This is a genomic window from Rhizobium sp. CFBP 13726 (assembly GCF_014841925.1).
Taxonomy (GTDB): Bacteria; Pseudomonadota; Alphaproteobacteria; order Rhizobiales; family Rhizobiaceae; genus Neorhizobium; species Neorhizobium soli.
The window spans coordinates 683,329-695,460 of the sequence record NZ_JACYUU010000001.1 but is presented as its reverse complement, the minus strand read 5'-3'; the positions used below and the strand labels follow the sequence as shown (position 1 = coordinate 695,460).

Here is a 12,132-nt window from a genome sequence, read left to right as displayed (position 1 = left end):
CTACCACCATTTCGAAGGCGTGAACTTGCCTGCCGCCTGTTCGATCACATGCGCCGTGCGGAACAGGGTTTCCTCATCGAACGGCTTGCCGATCAGCTGCAGGCCAAGCGGCAGGCCCTTCTTGTCGAGACCGGCCGGTACGGCGATGCCTGGAAGGCCGGCCATGTTGACCGTCACAGTGAAGATGTCGTTCAGGTACATCGCGACTGGATCGGCAGCGAGGGCCTCATCGGCAATGCCGAACGCAGACGACGGTGTCGCTGGTGTCAGGATCGCATCGACACCCGCATGGAAGCAGAGTTCGAAATCGCGCTTGATCAGCGTGCGGACCTTTTGCGCCTGCAGGTAATAGGCGTCGTAGTAACCGGCCGAAAGAACGTAGGTGCCGATCATGATACGGCGCTTGACCTCCGTGCCGAAGCCGGCAGCACGGGTCTTCTCGTACATGTCGGAAATGTCCTTGCCATCGACGCGCAGGCCGTAGCGAACGCCGTCATAGCGGGCAAGGTTGGACGAGGCTTCAGCAGGCGCCACGATGTAATAGGCAGGCAGCGCGTATTTCGTGTGCGGCAGCGAGATATCGACGATCTCGGCACCGGCATCCTTCAGGAAGGCAATGCCCTTCTGCCACAGGGCCTCGATGTCTTCAGGCATGCCGTCGACGCGGTATTCCTTCGGAATGCCGATCTTCATGCCCTTGACCGACTGGCCGAGCGCCTTCTCGTAATCCGGAATGGGCAGATCGACTGATGTCGTGTCCTTGCGGTCGACGCTTGCCATCGACTTCAGCATGATCGCGGCATCACGCACGTCGCGTGCAATGGGGCCGGCCTGATCGAGCGAGGATGCAAACGCGACAGTGCCCCAGCGCGAGCAGCGGCCATAGGTGGGCTTGATGCCGACGGTGCCGGTAAAGGCGGCCGGCTGGCGGATCGAGCCGCCGGTATCGGTCGCGGTCGCACCGGCGCAGAGATGCGCGGCGACGGCAGCGGCTGAACCGCCCGAGGAGCCGCCCGGAACCAGCTGAGTGTTCGAGCCTTCGGCTTTCCAGGGATTGACCACCGGTCCGTAATGCGAGGTCTCGTTGGAGGAGCCCATGGCGAACTCGTCCATGTTGAGCTTGCCGAGCATGACGGCGCCGTCATCCCACAGGTTCTGAGTGACGGTCGATTCGTATTCGGGCTTGAACCCGTCGAGTATATGGCTGCAGGCCTGGGTGTGGACGCCCTTGGTGGCAAACAGATCCTTGATGCCGAGCGGAATACCTTCGAGCGCCCCAACTTGACCCGAAGCGCGACGGGCATCGGAGGCCTTCGCCATCTCCAGCGCCATCTCGGGCGTAACGGTGATGTAGGCGTTAAGGACGGAATTTGCAGCGTCGATGGCGCCGAGATAGGCGTTCGTCAGATCGACGGAAGTGAATTCCTTCGATGCCAGTTTGTCGCGGGCTTCGGCAATGGTCAGGCTGGTCAGGTCGGTCATGATTTTTCGTGCTCTCGAAAGGCTAAAACGGGTCGGCGGCGCTTGGGCTAAAGCGGCTTATTCGACGACCTTCGGCACCATGAAGAAATTGCGGTCGGTTGCGGGCGCATTGGCGACGATATCGTCTGCCTTGTTGCCGTCGGTGACGACGTCGGCGCGCAACCGCATTTCCATCGGCATCACCGAGGTCATAGGCTCGACGCCTGTAACGTCGACTTCCGAGAGTTGTTCGACGAAATCGATGATCCCGTTCAATTCGCCAACCATGCGATTGGCCTCATCCTCCGTAACCGCAATACGGGCGAGGCGCGCGACGCGCTTGACGGTGGCGAGATCGACGGACATGGCAGGGCTCCGGTGGTAAAATTCACCTTCGCTATAATGGCCATGTCCGTCCATCGCAACAGGCAGGGCGCCGGTTTCCTGGCGCGCTGCAACTGAAATGCCCGTTCAGCAGGTCAGCGTTACACCGACGCCCGGCACCTCGACGGCGGTGCGGCTGCCTTCCATGCCCTTGACGAACTTGTCGGGTGTCTGCTCGATGATCGGGAACGTGCCGTAGTGGCAGGGAATGGCGTGCTTGAAATCGAAGAAGCGCTGGCAGGCAACGGCTGCGACAGCACCGCCCATGGTGAAGCGGTCGCCGATCGGCACGATGCCGATATCCGGCTGGTGCAACTCGTTGATCAGTCCCATGTCGGTAAAGATATCCGTATCACCCATGTGCAGAACCGACATCTCGTCGTCGAAATGCAGCATCAGTCCGTTCGCGGAACCGAGCGAGTGGGACACGCCGAGCTCGTCGATCTGGCCGGACGAATGGAGCGCCTGTGTGAAGGTCGCGGTGAAGCCCTCGAAGCCGACTGTGCCGCCGGTATTGCCCATCTCGAGCTTCTCGACGCCTTTTCCACCCAGCCAGGAAGCAAGATCGGCGTTGGCCAGAACGATGGCGCCCTTTTCCTTGGCGATCGCGACCGTATCACCGACATGATCACCATGACCGTGGGTGAGAAGGATATGCGTGACACCTTCGGTCACGTCTTTCAGATCCTGGCCGGCAAAGGTCGGGCTATGAGTCAGGAACGGGTCGATCAGGATCTTTGCCTTTGCCGTTTCGATGCGGAAGGCGGCATGGCCGAGCCAGGTAATTTTCATGGGGAAGTGTCCTTGAGGATGGCAAAAAGAGAGGTGATGACACCAAATCAAAATTCATAGATGGAACTTCGAAAGGGAGGTTTCGAAGCACCGAAAGCGGATGAGACTCTGAACTCAGTTGTCTCACCTCACACCTCATCAAATAACGCGGCGCTTTCACATTTCAAAGGTCTAGGACGATGATTGCGCGAGCAGCGCCCGTATCGGAATTGACACACAGGCGGCGCCACGTTGCCACGGACTTGCCACTGGGTTAAGCGGTCGCATCCCGATATGATCGTTGCATGCTCGCTGCGATTGCGTCACATCCGAACCTCTGAGGAAACCGACATGGCCGACGACGATTATATCTACGACGAGGCTACAGGCGAATGGCTGTCTGCAGCCGATGCGGCTGCGAAGGCTTCCGCTGCATCCGAGGTGCGTGACTCAGCCGGCAATATTCTTGCCGATGGCGATGCAGTCACTCTCATCAAGGATCTCAAGGTGAAGGGAGCCGGTCAGACGCTGAAACAGGGCACCGTCATCCGCTCGATCCGGCTCACCGACAATCCGGAAGAGATCGATTGCCGCCACGATGCGATCAAGGGCCTGGTGCTGCGCACCGAATTCGTGCGCAAGAAAACCTAAGGCCGGCATATGGCAATCCTCACCATCGCAGAACTCGCCGCGACACTTGCGCCCGGCAAGGCTGTTGCAGGGCTCGATCTCGGTACCAAAACCATCGGGCTTGCGATGTCCGATCTCGGCCGGCGGTTTGCCACGCCCCGCACCGTCATCAAGCGCGTCAAATTCACCAAGGATGCCGAGGTTCTGCTGGCGTTTGCGGAGAAGGAGAAGGTCTCGGCCTTCATTCTGGGCATGCCTATGAACATGGATGGTTCGGCCGGGCCACGCGCCCAGGCAACCCGCGCCTTTGTGCGGGCGATGTCGGACAAGACTGCCATTCCTTTCGTCTTCTGGGACGAGAGACTATCGACGGTCGCGGCCGAACGGGCACTTCTGGAGATGGACGTGTCGCGGGCCAAGCGCGCCGAACGCATCGATTCGGCGGCCGCGAGCTTTATTCTTCAGGGTGCCTTGGACAGGCTTTCGTCCCTTGCCAGAGAAACCGGCAACGACGTCCCCACCTGACGGCTACGCCACCAGGCTGCAATCTGCTTGCGCTTGCGGAAGGCGATGATGGCGAAAACGACAAGACTGTCGAATGCGATTGCGCGGGCAACCAGGGGCGGGATGGTTTCGGGCGGAATTCCGAGGACGTCGCCATAGACCTGAAAGACCAGATCATGGGTCTGACGGGTCAGCATGAAGAAGCCGAAGCTCATGTCGTAATAGGAAAGCCCGTACCAGCTGCCCAGCAAAAGCACGGGCCCTGCCCACAAGATCAAGAGCAACTTCATGCGGTTTCGCCTTCTGGTTCCGCTGGAGACAGGTCCAGCGTTACGACCCATCTCGACAGCGCCATCAGGCTGAGGACCAGAGCAGGAATGGCAATGTCGAGCGCCAGCACTGCAAAGATCGTCGTCATGACGATCAGCAATGCGATGCTCGTTGTGGAAGTTGCATTCTTGCCCATGGACGGCCGCGATTTGGTTAAGAAATCATTAACCAGAGATTTAGGCCGCATGGCGAAAGCTGCAATTCAAAACGCCAAACATGGTTAATTTCCAGAGCGTCGCTGTGGAGAACGTCTGCTGCTCAGCCGTAGATGGCGCGAACCAGGCGGCGGACGGAAGACGCTACCTTTTCCCAGTCTTTCTCGGACTTTAACGGTATGCCGGCGAACTGGCCGCTGACGGCAGACGAGACGACCAGATGCTGGATGGCGGCAAACAGGATGGCGTTCGTGGTCGCGACATCGACACCCTTCGGGGGTGTGAGCGAGCCGCGCATCTTGTCCAGCCACTTTGCGAGAGCCTTGGTGCGTGATTCGGTCAGACGCCGGACCTGCGGCGTATCCTGCGACACTTCCCAGGCGACGATCTTGCAGACGAGCGGGTCCTCGCGCAGCGCATCCATGAAATAGATGGCGAGCTTTTCCATCAGGTCGCCGTAGGTCAGAAGAAACATGCCGCCGGTATCTTCGGGAATGCGATCCTTGACCCAGTTGCCGAGATCGGCGCCGATCGCGTCGATGAGGCCGTTCAGCCCGCCGTAATAGCGATAGATCAGTTGCTTGTCGCAGCCGGCGCGCCGCGCTACCGCATTGACGCCGAAGCCTTGGAAACCTTCCTCGGCCAGCAGCGTGCGGGCAGCAATGAAGATCGCGCGCTCCGTGCCGGCGCGGTTGCGGGGTCGCACGACTTGAGCGGATGCAGAACCGGTCTCGGTATTCGTCTCGGCTATCTGAAGCATCGCCCGCCTGTCTCGCAACTCTTTGTTAACTGTTGCGATACCCCGTCGTTTCCCATCATCGCAAGCGCCACACGGACGCCGTGCACAGGATAGAAGACCGAAACTGGCGCATGCTGCGTTACACAAGAGATAAGTGGGGACGCGGCTGTGCACGCCCTGGCCCCACAGGCAGTCTTCGTCTCGCCTGGCGGTGACTTCCTCTTACGCCGCCGGCGGGTAGAGAAGATCGACGATGTAGCGGGCGTCGAAGCGGGCATCGAGCATGCCATAGGTCGAGCGCCAGCCGCCGGCGAGACGGGTTTCGAGGAAGGCATCGGCGATCTTGCCGGCACCGAGGCGCGCAAGCTCTGCTGCACCGGCCGCCAGCGCCAGCTGTTCGATCAGAAGCCTCGCAGCACCCTCGTCGCGCTCGCACAGCGCCATCGCGGCACGCAGAACTTCCACGGTCTTCTTGCCCGATGCGCCGAGATCCCGCTCAAAACCGGCCAGAACCGTATCGAACAGATCGCGGCCTCGCGACAGCACGCGCAGAACGTCGAGCGCCATGACACTGCCCGAGCCTTCCCAGATCGCATTCACCGGCGCCTCGCGGTAATGCCGGGCAATCGGACGCTCCTCGACATAGCCATTGCCGCCCAGGCATTCCATTGCCTCGGCGATAAGCGATGGCGCGATCTTGCAGTTCCAGTATTTGATGACTGGCGTCATGACGCGCGCATAGGCCGCATCGCCGGGGTTGCCGCGGGCGCGATCGAACGCGTCGGCCAGCCGGAACGACAGCGCCGTTGCAGCCGCGACATCCAGCGCCATATCGGCGAGCACGCGCGTCATCAGCGGCTGATCGATCAGGTTCTTGCCGAACACGGCACGACCGCGGGTATGATGGACCGCTTCGGCCAGCGACGCGCGCATCATGCCGGCAGACGCGACAGCACAATCGAGACGGGTCAGCGTCACCATATCGAGAATGGTGCGGATGCCGCCGCCAGACTCTCCGAGCAGATAGCCGAAGGCGTCGGTGAACTCGACTTCGGACGATGCATTGGAGCGGTTGCCGAGCTTGTCCTTCAGCCGCTGGAAGTTCAAGCCATTGGCCGAACCGTCCTCAAGAAGTCGCGGCACGAGGAAACAGCCGATTCCCTCATTTGTCTTTGCCAGCATGATAAAGCCGTCGCTCATCGGCGCCGACATGAACCACTTGTGACCGGAGAGACGATAGATCCCCTCGCCCACACGCTCGGCGGTCGACCGGTTGGCGCGCACGTCGGTGCCGCCCTGCTTTTCGGTCATGCCCATGCCGACCGTGATGGCGGACTTCTGCATGGCCGGCCGATTTGTCGAATCGTATTTGCGCGACAGAACTTTCGGCGCCCATTCCTTGTGGACGCGTGGGGAAGCCATCATCGCCGCAATCGAAGCGCTCGTCATCGTCAGCGGGCAGAGATGGCCGCATTCCAGCTGGGCGGACAGATAGAAGCGGGTGGCGCGAACCTTGTGTTCGTGTGCACGCTGCTCCGGAATCGTCTCCCAGATCGACGAATGCAGGCCGCTTTGCATCGAGCGGCGCATCAGGGCATGCCAGGCAGGATGGAACTCGACCGTGTCCTGCCGCTCGCCGCGCGGACCGTGGGTGCGCAGTTTGGGCGGATTTTCGTTCGCCATCCGCGCCAGTTCCTGGGCTTCCGGAGAGGTCACGTAATTGCCGAGCTGGTCGTATTCGTCGCGGATCGCGCGGTTCAGATCGCCGGTCAGGTCGACCACAAGGGGATCGGAGCGGTAGGCATTGATTCCCGACCAGGGCTTCGGCTGGTTCAGTTCGCCAAATTTTTCTTCATCGCGCGACATGTCGTTCATGGGCCGGTTCTAGCGGAAGTTAAAGGGCGTGGGAACGGTAGCGCAGAAGGAATTCGACGGTTCTTCACAAAAGCTGACAACCGGCGCATAGTCCATACTGGCACAGAGCGAAGACGAAGGTTGCAATCATGAGTTTGCGAAAATTCAGCGTCACGCTACCGCAAGATCTGGCAGATGCAATCGTGAGCCGTGTCGAAACCGGCCAGTACGCCTCGACCGATGAGGCAATGCAGGCCGCGGTCGATGCACTCCTGCGGGAAGACGCCGAACAGGACGAGCGTCTCGTGGCGATCCGCAACCGCGTCAAAAGATCGCTGGACGATCCGAGACCCAGTATCAGCGGTGCTGAGGCGCGAGCGCACATGGACAGGCTTTACGCGTCACAGAAGGGATGACGTCGATGAAGCGTTTGCCGGTTCAATACAGACCGGACGCTCTCGACGATATCGATGCAATCTTTTTCTACATCCTTGAGGCAAGCCAGAGTTTTCAGACCGCTCGACAATTTACCGAACGGCTCATCGCGCGCTGCGATCGAATCGGCAACGCACCTTCGGGCGGCGCGGCTAGGCCAGACCTCGGTCCCGGCATTCGCATGGTCCCCTTCGAGCATCATGCCGTCATCCTCTACCGCGAGGTAGAAACAGCCGTCGACATCGTCAATGTCTTCTATCGCGGCCGGGATTACCGGGCGATCATGACGAACAAGCCGTAGATAACCTCCCATCCCGCTTGCGGCCTTTCCCCCCAGACCTTATAGACCGCCGAACGCAAGCGGAGACGCCCCCTATGGTCTTCTTTCCCCACCGCCATCTCCTTGGCATCAAGGGTCTCACCCGGCAGGACATTACGACGCTTCTCGACAAGGCCGACGAGGCCGTGCAGATTTCCCGGCAGCGGGAAAAGAAGACGTCCACGCTTCGGGGCCTCACCCAGATCAATCTCTTCTTCGAAGCCTCGACACGCACGCAGTCCTCGTTCGAGCTCGCCGGCAAACGGCTCGGCGCCGACGTGATGAACATGTCCGTCAGCAATTCTTCCGTGAAGAAGGGCGAAACGCTGATCGATACGGCGATGACGCTGAACGCCATGCACCCGGACGTGCTGGTTCTGCGTCATTCGTCGGCCGGTGCCGCGGCCCTGCTTGCCCAGAAGGTGACCTGCTCGGTGGTCAATGCCGGCGATGGTCAGCATGAACATCCGACACAGGCGCTGCTCGACGCTTTGACCATCCGCCGCGCCAAGGGCAAGCTGTCGGGCATCATCGTCGCCATCTGCGGCGACGTTTTGCATTCGCGGGTCGCCCGCTCCAACATCATCCTCTTGAATGCCATGGGCGCCCGCGTCCGGGTCGTCGCGCCATCGACGCTTCTTCCCTCAGGCATCCGCGACATGAGCGTCGAGGTCTTCCACTCGATGGAAGAAGGTTTGCGGGATGCGGATGTGGTGATGATGCTGCGCCTGCAGCGCGAGCGCATGGCCGGCTCCTTCGTGCCGTCGGTGCGCGAATACTTCCACTTCTACGGTCTCGATGCGGAAAAGCTCAAAGTCGCCAAGGGTGATGCGCTGGTCATGCATCCGGGTCCGATGAACCGCGGCGTCGAGATCGCTTCCGATGTCGCCGACGGTCCGCAGAGCGTCATCGAGCAGCAGGTCGAAATGGGCGTCGCCGTCCGCATGGCGGTCATGGAAACGCTCCTGACCTCCAATCAGGGAGAGCGCGCATGAGCACGACCATGTCCAACGGCACCGTTCTCAGGAACCTGCGCATCATCGATCCATCGCGCAATCTCGATGAAACCGGCACGATCATCATCGGCGCAGACGGCCGCATCCTCGCGGCCGGAAAGGATGCCCAGAACCAGGGCACACCCGACGGCGCCACGGTGCGCGATTGCCAGGGTCTTGTCGCCACGCCAGGACTTGTCGATGCGCGCGTCTATGTCGGCGAGCCGGGTGCGGAACATCGCGAGACGATCTCATCGGCCAGCCGCGCCGCTGCTGCCGGTGGCGTCACCTCGTTCATCATGATGCCGGATACCGATCCTGTTCTCGACGATATTGCGCTCGTTGAATTCGTGCAGAAGACGGCGCGTGACAAGGCGATCGTCAATGTCCACACTGCCGCAGCGCTCACCAAAGGGCTTGCCGGCAAGGAGATGACCGAGTTCGGCCTGCTGCAGCAAGCCGGTGCCGTGGCCTTTACCAATGGCCGTCACGGCCTGTCCGATTCGCTGCTGCTGCGCCGCGCGATGACCTATGCGCGCGAGTTCGATGCGGTCATCTCGCTCGAACTGCGCGAGAAATATCTTGGCAACGGCGTCATGAACGAGGGCTTGTTCGCCTCCTGGCTCGGCCTGTCGGGCGTGCCGAAGGAAGCGGAGATCATTCCGCTTGAACGCGATCTGCGCATCGCCGGCCTCACCCGCGCCAAATATCACGCGGCAAAAATCTCGGTGGCGGAATCGGCCGAAGCCATGCGGGCTGCCCGCGCACGCGGTGCCAACGTCACCTGCGGCGTGTCGATCAACCATCTGTCGCTCAATGAAAACGACATCGGCGAATATCGTAGCTTCTTCAAGCTGTCGCCGCCGCTGCGGTCCGAAGACGACCGGATCGCCATGGTTGAGGCGCTCGCCGACGGCAGCATCGATATCATCGTCTCCTCGCATGATCCGCAGGACGTCGACACCAAACGTCTTCCCTTCGCCGATGCCGCCGATGGTGCAATCGGGCTCGAAACCATGCTGTCGGCTGCGCTTCGCCTGCATCATGACGGGCGCGTGCCGCTGATGCGGCTGGTCTCTGCAATGTCGACCCGCCCGGCCGAAATCTTCGGTCTCGATGCGGGCACACTGAGACCCGGCGCAAAGGCCGATATCACGCTGATCGATCTCGACGAGCCTTGGATCGTCGCCAAGGATATGCTTCTGTCGCGCTCGAAAAACACGCCGTTCGAGGACGCGCGCTTTTCCGGCCGGGCCGTCGCGACCTATGTCGGCGGGAAATGCGTCTATAAACTGGGATAGAGATGGGGCGGGCCGACCCATCGCGCGCTTGCGCGAAAGGGTTGGAACGGGGGCAAACCCGACTAGGGGCTTTGGGGGAAACACATGATAACCGACCTTCTTACCTGGCAGATCTCGCTGCCGATCGCAGCCGGCGCGCTTGTTCTCGGCTATCTCCTGGGCTCGATCCCGTTCGGCCTGCTTCTCACCCGCGCCGCCGGTCTCGGCGACATCCGCTCGATCGGTTCCGGCAATATCGGGGCGACCAACGTTCTTCGCACCGGAAATAAGAAGCTCGCCGCCGGCACGCTTCTGCTCGACGCATTGAAGGCGACGGTCGCAGCTCTGATCGGTTGGTACGCCTTCGGTCCGGAAGCGGGGTTGCTTGCGGGATTTACCGCCTTCATGGGTCACCTCTATCCGGTCTGGCTCGGCTTCAAGGGTGGCAAGGGTGTCGCGACCTATATCGGCACGCTGCTGGGGGTCGCACCGCTCATGGTTCTGGTGTTTGCCGCGGTCTGGCTTTCGGTTGCCAAGCTCAGCAAGTACTCATCGCTGTCCGCCCTGGTTGCAACCCTTGTCATTCCGGTTGTGCTGTGGTTCATACAGGAACCAAAGATTGCTGCCGTCATGGCTCTCATGACGATCATCTCCTTTATCAAGCACAAGACCAATATCGAGCGGTTGATTGCCGGCACCGAAAGCAAGATCGGCCAAAAGGGCTAGTCCCTTAAAGGACGGATCATGCCGGATAGCAGCGCAAGACGGATAGGAATTGCGCTCACCGAACGGCAGAAGATCGCCTGGCTGCGGTTGATCCGCTCCGACAATGTCGGCCCGGCGACATTCCGGGATCTCATCAATCATTGCGGCTCGGCGGAAAATGCGCTGGCCATGTTGCCGGAACTGTCAGCGCGCGGCGGATCGACACGGGCAATCCGCATCGCCAGTGCCAGTGAGGCCGAACGCGAGCTGGAGATCGCACGCCGCCAGGGCGCACAGTTCATCGGCATCGGTGAACCCGACTACCCTCCCGCGTTGCGACAGATCGAGGCAGCGCCGCCGCTCGTTGCGGCAAAGGGCGATCTCTCCACCGCCACCCGCCCCTCGGTCGGCATTGTCGGCTCGCGCAACGCCTCAATCGCCGGGGCGAAGTTTGCGGCGGTGATTGCCAGGGATTGCGGCCGCGCCGGTTATGCGATCACTTCAGGACTTGCTCGCGGCATCGATGCGGCGGCGCACCGCGCCAGTCTCGATACCGGCACGATCGCGGTTCTGGCCGGCGGCATCGACCGTCCCTATCCGCCGGAAAACTTCTCCCTGCTCGATGAGATCACGGCCGGCAGCGGCCTTGCCGTCTCCGAAATGCCATTCGGCTGGGAGCCACGCGCTCGGGATTTTCCCCGTCGCAACCGGCTGATTTCAGGCATTTCGCTCGGGCTGGTTGTCGTTGAAGCGGCTGAGCGGTCAGGCTCGCTGATCACCGCAAGGCTTGCCGCCGATTTCGGACGGCTGGTGTTTGCCGTCCCCGGCTCGCCACTCGATCCGCGCTGCCACGGTACAAACGGACTTCTCAAGCAGGGCGCCATCGTCACGACCGGCGCTTCGGATGTGCTGGATGCGTTGGCGCCGCTGTCCGATCTCGATAGATTTCAAAATACCGTCATCGAAGAGCCCGGCAGAGGCAGCACACTCCTGCCGCCCGATGACGACGACAGGACGCGCATCATTTCGGCGCTTAGTCCGACACCGGTCGATATCGACGATATCATCCGGCATACGGGTGTTGCCGCGGCCAGTGTCTATCTTATTCTGCTGGAACTCGATCTTGCCGGTCGGCTGCACCGGCACCCGGGCGGCATGGTCTCACTTGCTATGGAAGACTGATCGCGGTCGTCGCCCGGCCTGCACGTCGCCAGCCTCGACATAGGCCATCTCGATGAGGTAGCACAGCATATCAGCCCCCTCGCTGAGCGCGACCTGCCGCAACTCTGCCAGCATCTGCCGGATGTAGGCGATGTTGCGTGAATTCTCGTCGCCCCGTCCGTCCTTGTCACCGTGAGAGACCATTTCACATCCTGTCAAATAGGGCGCGACACCGCCTAATATAACTATTCGTCACCTTATCAGCGCAGCTTAGAGATGTTTATTTAAGATTGCAACTAATTGCACATCACTCTCAGGTTGCACTTCGTTGTATCCTACTAATTAACGATGACCTCTTGACCCCGGGACAAACGCCCGCCATGTCGGGAGACCAGATTTCCGCCTGGAT

The 12,132-nt window shown here is 60.9% G+C and carries 17 protein-coding genes; 9 read left to right on the top strand and 8 right to left on the bottom strand.

Translation table 11 applies throughout. The annotated features are described in order from the left end of the window. From gatA to IFT66_RS03330, 3 genes are all read right to left on the bottom strand, one after another. Window positions 1-1,482 carry an Asp-tRNA(Asn)/Glu-tRNA(Gln) amidotransferase subunit GatA gene (gatA, locus tag IFT66_RS03340; protein WP_192076775.1) on the bottom strand — a complete coding sequence of 494 codons (1,482 nt, stop codon included), beginning with the start codon at window positions 1,480-1,482 and terminating at the stop codon, window positions 1-3. Window positions 1,483-1,539: 57 nt separating this feature from the next. Beyond that, window positions 1,540-1,827 (bottom strand): Asp-tRNA(Asn)/Glu-tRNA(Gln) amidotransferase subunit GatC, encoded by a 288-nt coding sequence (gatC, locus tag IFT66_RS03335; protein ID WP_062453197.1) that lies wholly within the window; start codon window positions 1,825-1,827, stop codon window positions 1,540-1,542. A 105-nt stretch (window positions 1,828-1,932) separates the two neighbouring features. Then, entirely contained in the window at window positions 1,933-2,637 is a 705-nt protein-coding gene (locus IFT66_RS03330) for a metal-dependent hydrolase (RefSeq protein WP_092662017.1), read from the bottom strand. A gap of 330 nt (window positions 2,638-2,967) precedes the next feature. On the opposite strand from IFT66_RS03330, the gene IFT66_RS03325 reads away from it, so the two are divergent. Together IFT66_RS03325 and ruvX are read left to right on the top strand one after the other, a co-directional pair. Beyond that, window positions 2,968-3,267 (top strand): alkylphosphonate utilization protein, encoded by a 300-nt coding sequence (locus IFT66_RS03325; RefSeq protein WP_062453199.1) that lies wholly within the window; start codon window positions 2,968-2,970, stop codon window positions 3,265-3,267. 9 nt (window positions 3,268-3,276) lie between these two features. Continuing rightward, on the top strand, window positions 3,277-3,771 hold the full coding sequence (gene ruvX, locus IFT66_RS03320; RefSeq protein WP_174196000.1) for a Holliday junction resolvase RuvX: 495 nt from the start codon (window positions 3,277-3,279) through the stop codon (window positions 3,769-3,771). On the opposite strand, the gene IFT66_RS03315 is transcribed toward ruvX, so the two are convergent. Together IFT66_RS03315 and IFT66_RS23690 are read right to left on the bottom strand one after the other, a co-directional pair. Further along, window positions 3,708-4,040, bottom strand: coding sequence for a DUF6105 family protein (locus IFT66_RS03315; protein WP_062453201.1), 333 nt, complete (start codon window positions 4,038-4,040; stop codon window positions 3,708-3,710). The genes ruvX and IFT66_RS03315 overlap by 64 nt on opposite strands. Then, the gene (locus IFT66_RS23690; RefSeq protein WP_062453202.1) at window positions 4,037-4,216 is read right to left on the bottom strand and encodes a hypothetical protein; all 180 of its coding nucleotides are present in this window, start codon (window positions 4,214-4,216) and stop codon (window positions 4,037-4,039) included. The genes IFT66_RS03315 and IFT66_RS23690 overlap by 4 nt, the downstream gene beginning before the upstream one ends. Between IFT66_RS23690 and IFT66_RS03305 the strand changes: the two genes are divergently transcribed. Then, window positions 4,167-4,304, top strand: coding sequence for a hypothetical protein (locus tag IFT66_RS03305; protein ID WP_156461817.1), 138 nt, complete (start codon window positions 4,167-4,169; stop codon window positions 4,302-4,304). The two genes, IFT66_RS23690 and IFT66_RS03305, sit on opposite strands and share 50 nt — an antisense overlap. Before the next feature lie 34 nt (window positions 4,305-4,338). Here the strand turns inward: IFT66_RS03305 and IFT66_RS03300 are convergent, their stop codons facing one another. Both IFT66_RS03300 and IFT66_RS03295 read right to left on the bottom strand, forming a co-directional pair. Further along, complete coding sequence (locus IFT66_RS03300; protein WP_192076774.1) at window positions 4,339-4,995, bottom strand: TetR/AcrR family transcriptional regulator; 657 nt, start codon at window positions 4,993-4,995, stop codon at window positions 4,339-4,341. A 201-nt stretch (window positions 4,996-5,196) separates the two neighbouring features. After that, complete coding sequence (locus IFT66_RS03295; RefSeq protein ID WP_092662012.1) at window positions 5,197-6,849, bottom strand: acyl-CoA dehydrogenase family protein; 1,653 nt, start codon at window positions 6,847-6,849, stop codon at window positions 5,197-5,199. A gap of 128 nt (window positions 6,850-6,977) precedes the next feature. Between IFT66_RS03295 and IFT66_RS03290 the strand changes: the two genes are divergently transcribed. From IFT66_RS03290 to dprA, 6 genes are all read left to right on the top strand, one after another. Then, window positions 6,978-7,244, top strand: a complete 267-nt coding sequence (locus tag IFT66_RS03290; protein WP_062580039.1) for a ribbon-helix-helix domain-containing protein — start codon at window positions 6,978-6,980, stop codon at window positions 7,242-7,244. Between the two features lie 5 nt (window positions 7,245-7,249). Beyond that, window positions 7,250-7,564, top strand: coding sequence for a type II toxin-antitoxin system RelE/ParE family toxin (locus tag IFT66_RS03285; RefSeq protein ID WP_192076773.1), 315 nt, complete (start codon window positions 7,250-7,252; stop codon window positions 7,562-7,564). A 74-nt stretch (window positions 7,565-7,638) separates the two neighbouring features. Continuing rightward, the gene (locus IFT66_RS03280; RefSeq protein ID WP_062453206.1) at window positions 7,639-8,577 is read left to right on the top strand and encodes an aspartate carbamoyltransferase catalytic subunit; all 939 of its coding nucleotides are present in this window, start codon (window positions 7,639-7,641) and stop codon (window positions 8,575-8,577) included. Window positions 8,578-8,585: 8 nt separating this feature from the next. Beyond that, window positions 8,586-9,878, top strand: a complete 1,293-nt coding sequence (locus IFT66_RS03275) for a dihydroorotase (RefSeq protein WP_192077126.1) — start codon at window positions 8,586-8,588, stop codon at window positions 9,876-9,878. Between the two features lie 84 nt (window positions 9,879-9,962). Next, complete coding sequence (plsY, locus tag IFT66_RS03270; RefSeq protein ID WP_192076772.1) at window positions 9,963-10,583, top strand: glycerol-3-phosphate 1-O-acyltransferase PlsY; 621 nt, start codon at window positions 9,963-9,965, stop codon at window positions 10,581-10,583. A gap of 18 nt (window positions 10,584-10,601) precedes the next feature. Then, the gene (dprA, locus tag IFT66_RS03265) at window positions 10,602-11,744 is read left to right on the top strand and encodes a DNA-processing protein DprA (protein ID WP_062580034.1); all 1,143 of its coding nucleotides are present in this window, start codon (window positions 10,602-10,604) and stop codon (window positions 11,742-11,744) included. Here the strand turns inward: dprA and IFT66_RS03260 are convergent. Continuing rightward, a complete protein-coding gene (locus IFT66_RS03260) occupies window positions 11,724-11,927 on the bottom strand; it encodes a hypothetical protein (protein WP_062453210.1) in 204 nt (67 codons plus the stop codon). The two genes, dprA and IFT66_RS03260, sit on opposite strands and share 21 nt — an antisense overlap. Window positions 11,928-12,132: the final 205 nt, after the last annotated feature.

What these genes read in the sequence shown, in the direction of transcription:
- gatA (WP_192076775.1), bottom strand. Translation starts at nt 1,482, where the DNA reads ATGACCGACCTGACCAGCCTGACCATTGCCGAAGCCCGCGACAAACTG.
- gatC (WP_062453197.1), bottom strand. Translation starts at nt 1,827, where the DNA reads ATGTCCGTCGATCTCGCCACCGTCAAGCGCGTCGCGCGCCTCGCCCGT.
- IFT66_RS03330 (WP_092662017.1), bottom strand. Translation starts at nt 2,637, where the DNA reads ATGAAAATTACCTGGCTCGGCCATGCCGCCTTCCGCATCGAAACGGCA.
- IFT66_RS03325 (WP_062453199.1), top strand. Translation starts at nt 2,968, where the DNA reads ATGGCCGACGACGATTATATCTACGACGAGGCTACAGGCGAATGGCTG.
- ruvX (WP_174196000.1), top strand. Translation starts at nt 3,277, where the DNA reads ATGGCAATCCTCACCATCGCAGAACTCGCCGCGACACTTGCGCCCGGC.
- IFT66_RS03315 (WP_062453201.1), bottom strand. Translation starts at nt 4,040, where the DNA reads ATGAAGTTGCTCTTGATCTTGTGGGCAGGGCCCGTGCTTTTGCTGGGC.
- IFT66_RS03305 (WP_156461817.1), top strand. Translation starts at nt 4,167, where the DNA reads ATGACGATCAGCAATGCGATGCTCGTTGTGGAAGTTGCATTCTTGCCC.
- IFT66_RS23690 (WP_062453202.1), bottom strand. Translation starts at nt 4,216, where the DNA reads ATGGGCAAGAATGCAACTTCCACAACGAGCATCGCATTGCTGATCGTC.
- IFT66_RS03300 (WP_192076774.1), bottom strand. Translation starts at nt 4,995, where the DNA reads ATGCTTCAGATAGCCGAGACGAATACCGAGACCGGTTCTGCATCCGCT.
- IFT66_RS03295 (WP_092662012.1), bottom strand. Translation starts at nt 6,849, where the DNA reads ATGAACGACATGTCGCGCGATGAAGAAAAATTTGGCGAACTGAACCAG.
- IFT66_RS03290 (WP_062580039.1), top strand. Translation starts at nt 6,978, where the DNA reads ATGAGTTTGCGAAAATTCAGCGTCACGCTACCGCAAGATCTGGCAGAT.
- IFT66_RS03285 (WP_192076773.1), top strand. Translation starts at nt 7,250, where the DNA reads ATGAAGCGTTTGCCGGTTCAATACAGACCGGACGCTCTCGACGATATC.
- IFT66_RS03280 (WP_062453206.1), top strand. Translation starts at nt 7,639, where the DNA reads ATGGTCTTCTTTCCCCACCGCCATCTCCTTGGCATCAAGGGTCTCACC.
- IFT66_RS03275 (WP_192077126.1), top strand. Translation starts at nt 8,586, where the DNA reads ATGTCCAACGGCACCGTTCTCAGGAACCTGCGCATCATCGATCCATCG.
- plsY (WP_192076772.1), top strand. Translation starts at nt 9,963, where the DNA reads ATGATAACCGACCTTCTTACCTGGCAGATCTCGCTGCCGATCGCAGCC.
- dprA (WP_062580034.1), top strand. Translation starts at nt 10,602, where the DNA reads ATGCCGGATAGCAGCGCAAGACGGATAGGAATTGCGCTCACCGAACGG.
- IFT66_RS03260 (WP_062453210.1), bottom strand. Translation starts at nt 11,927, where the DNA reads ATGGTCTCTCACGGTGACAAGGACGGACGGGGCGACGAGAATTCACGC.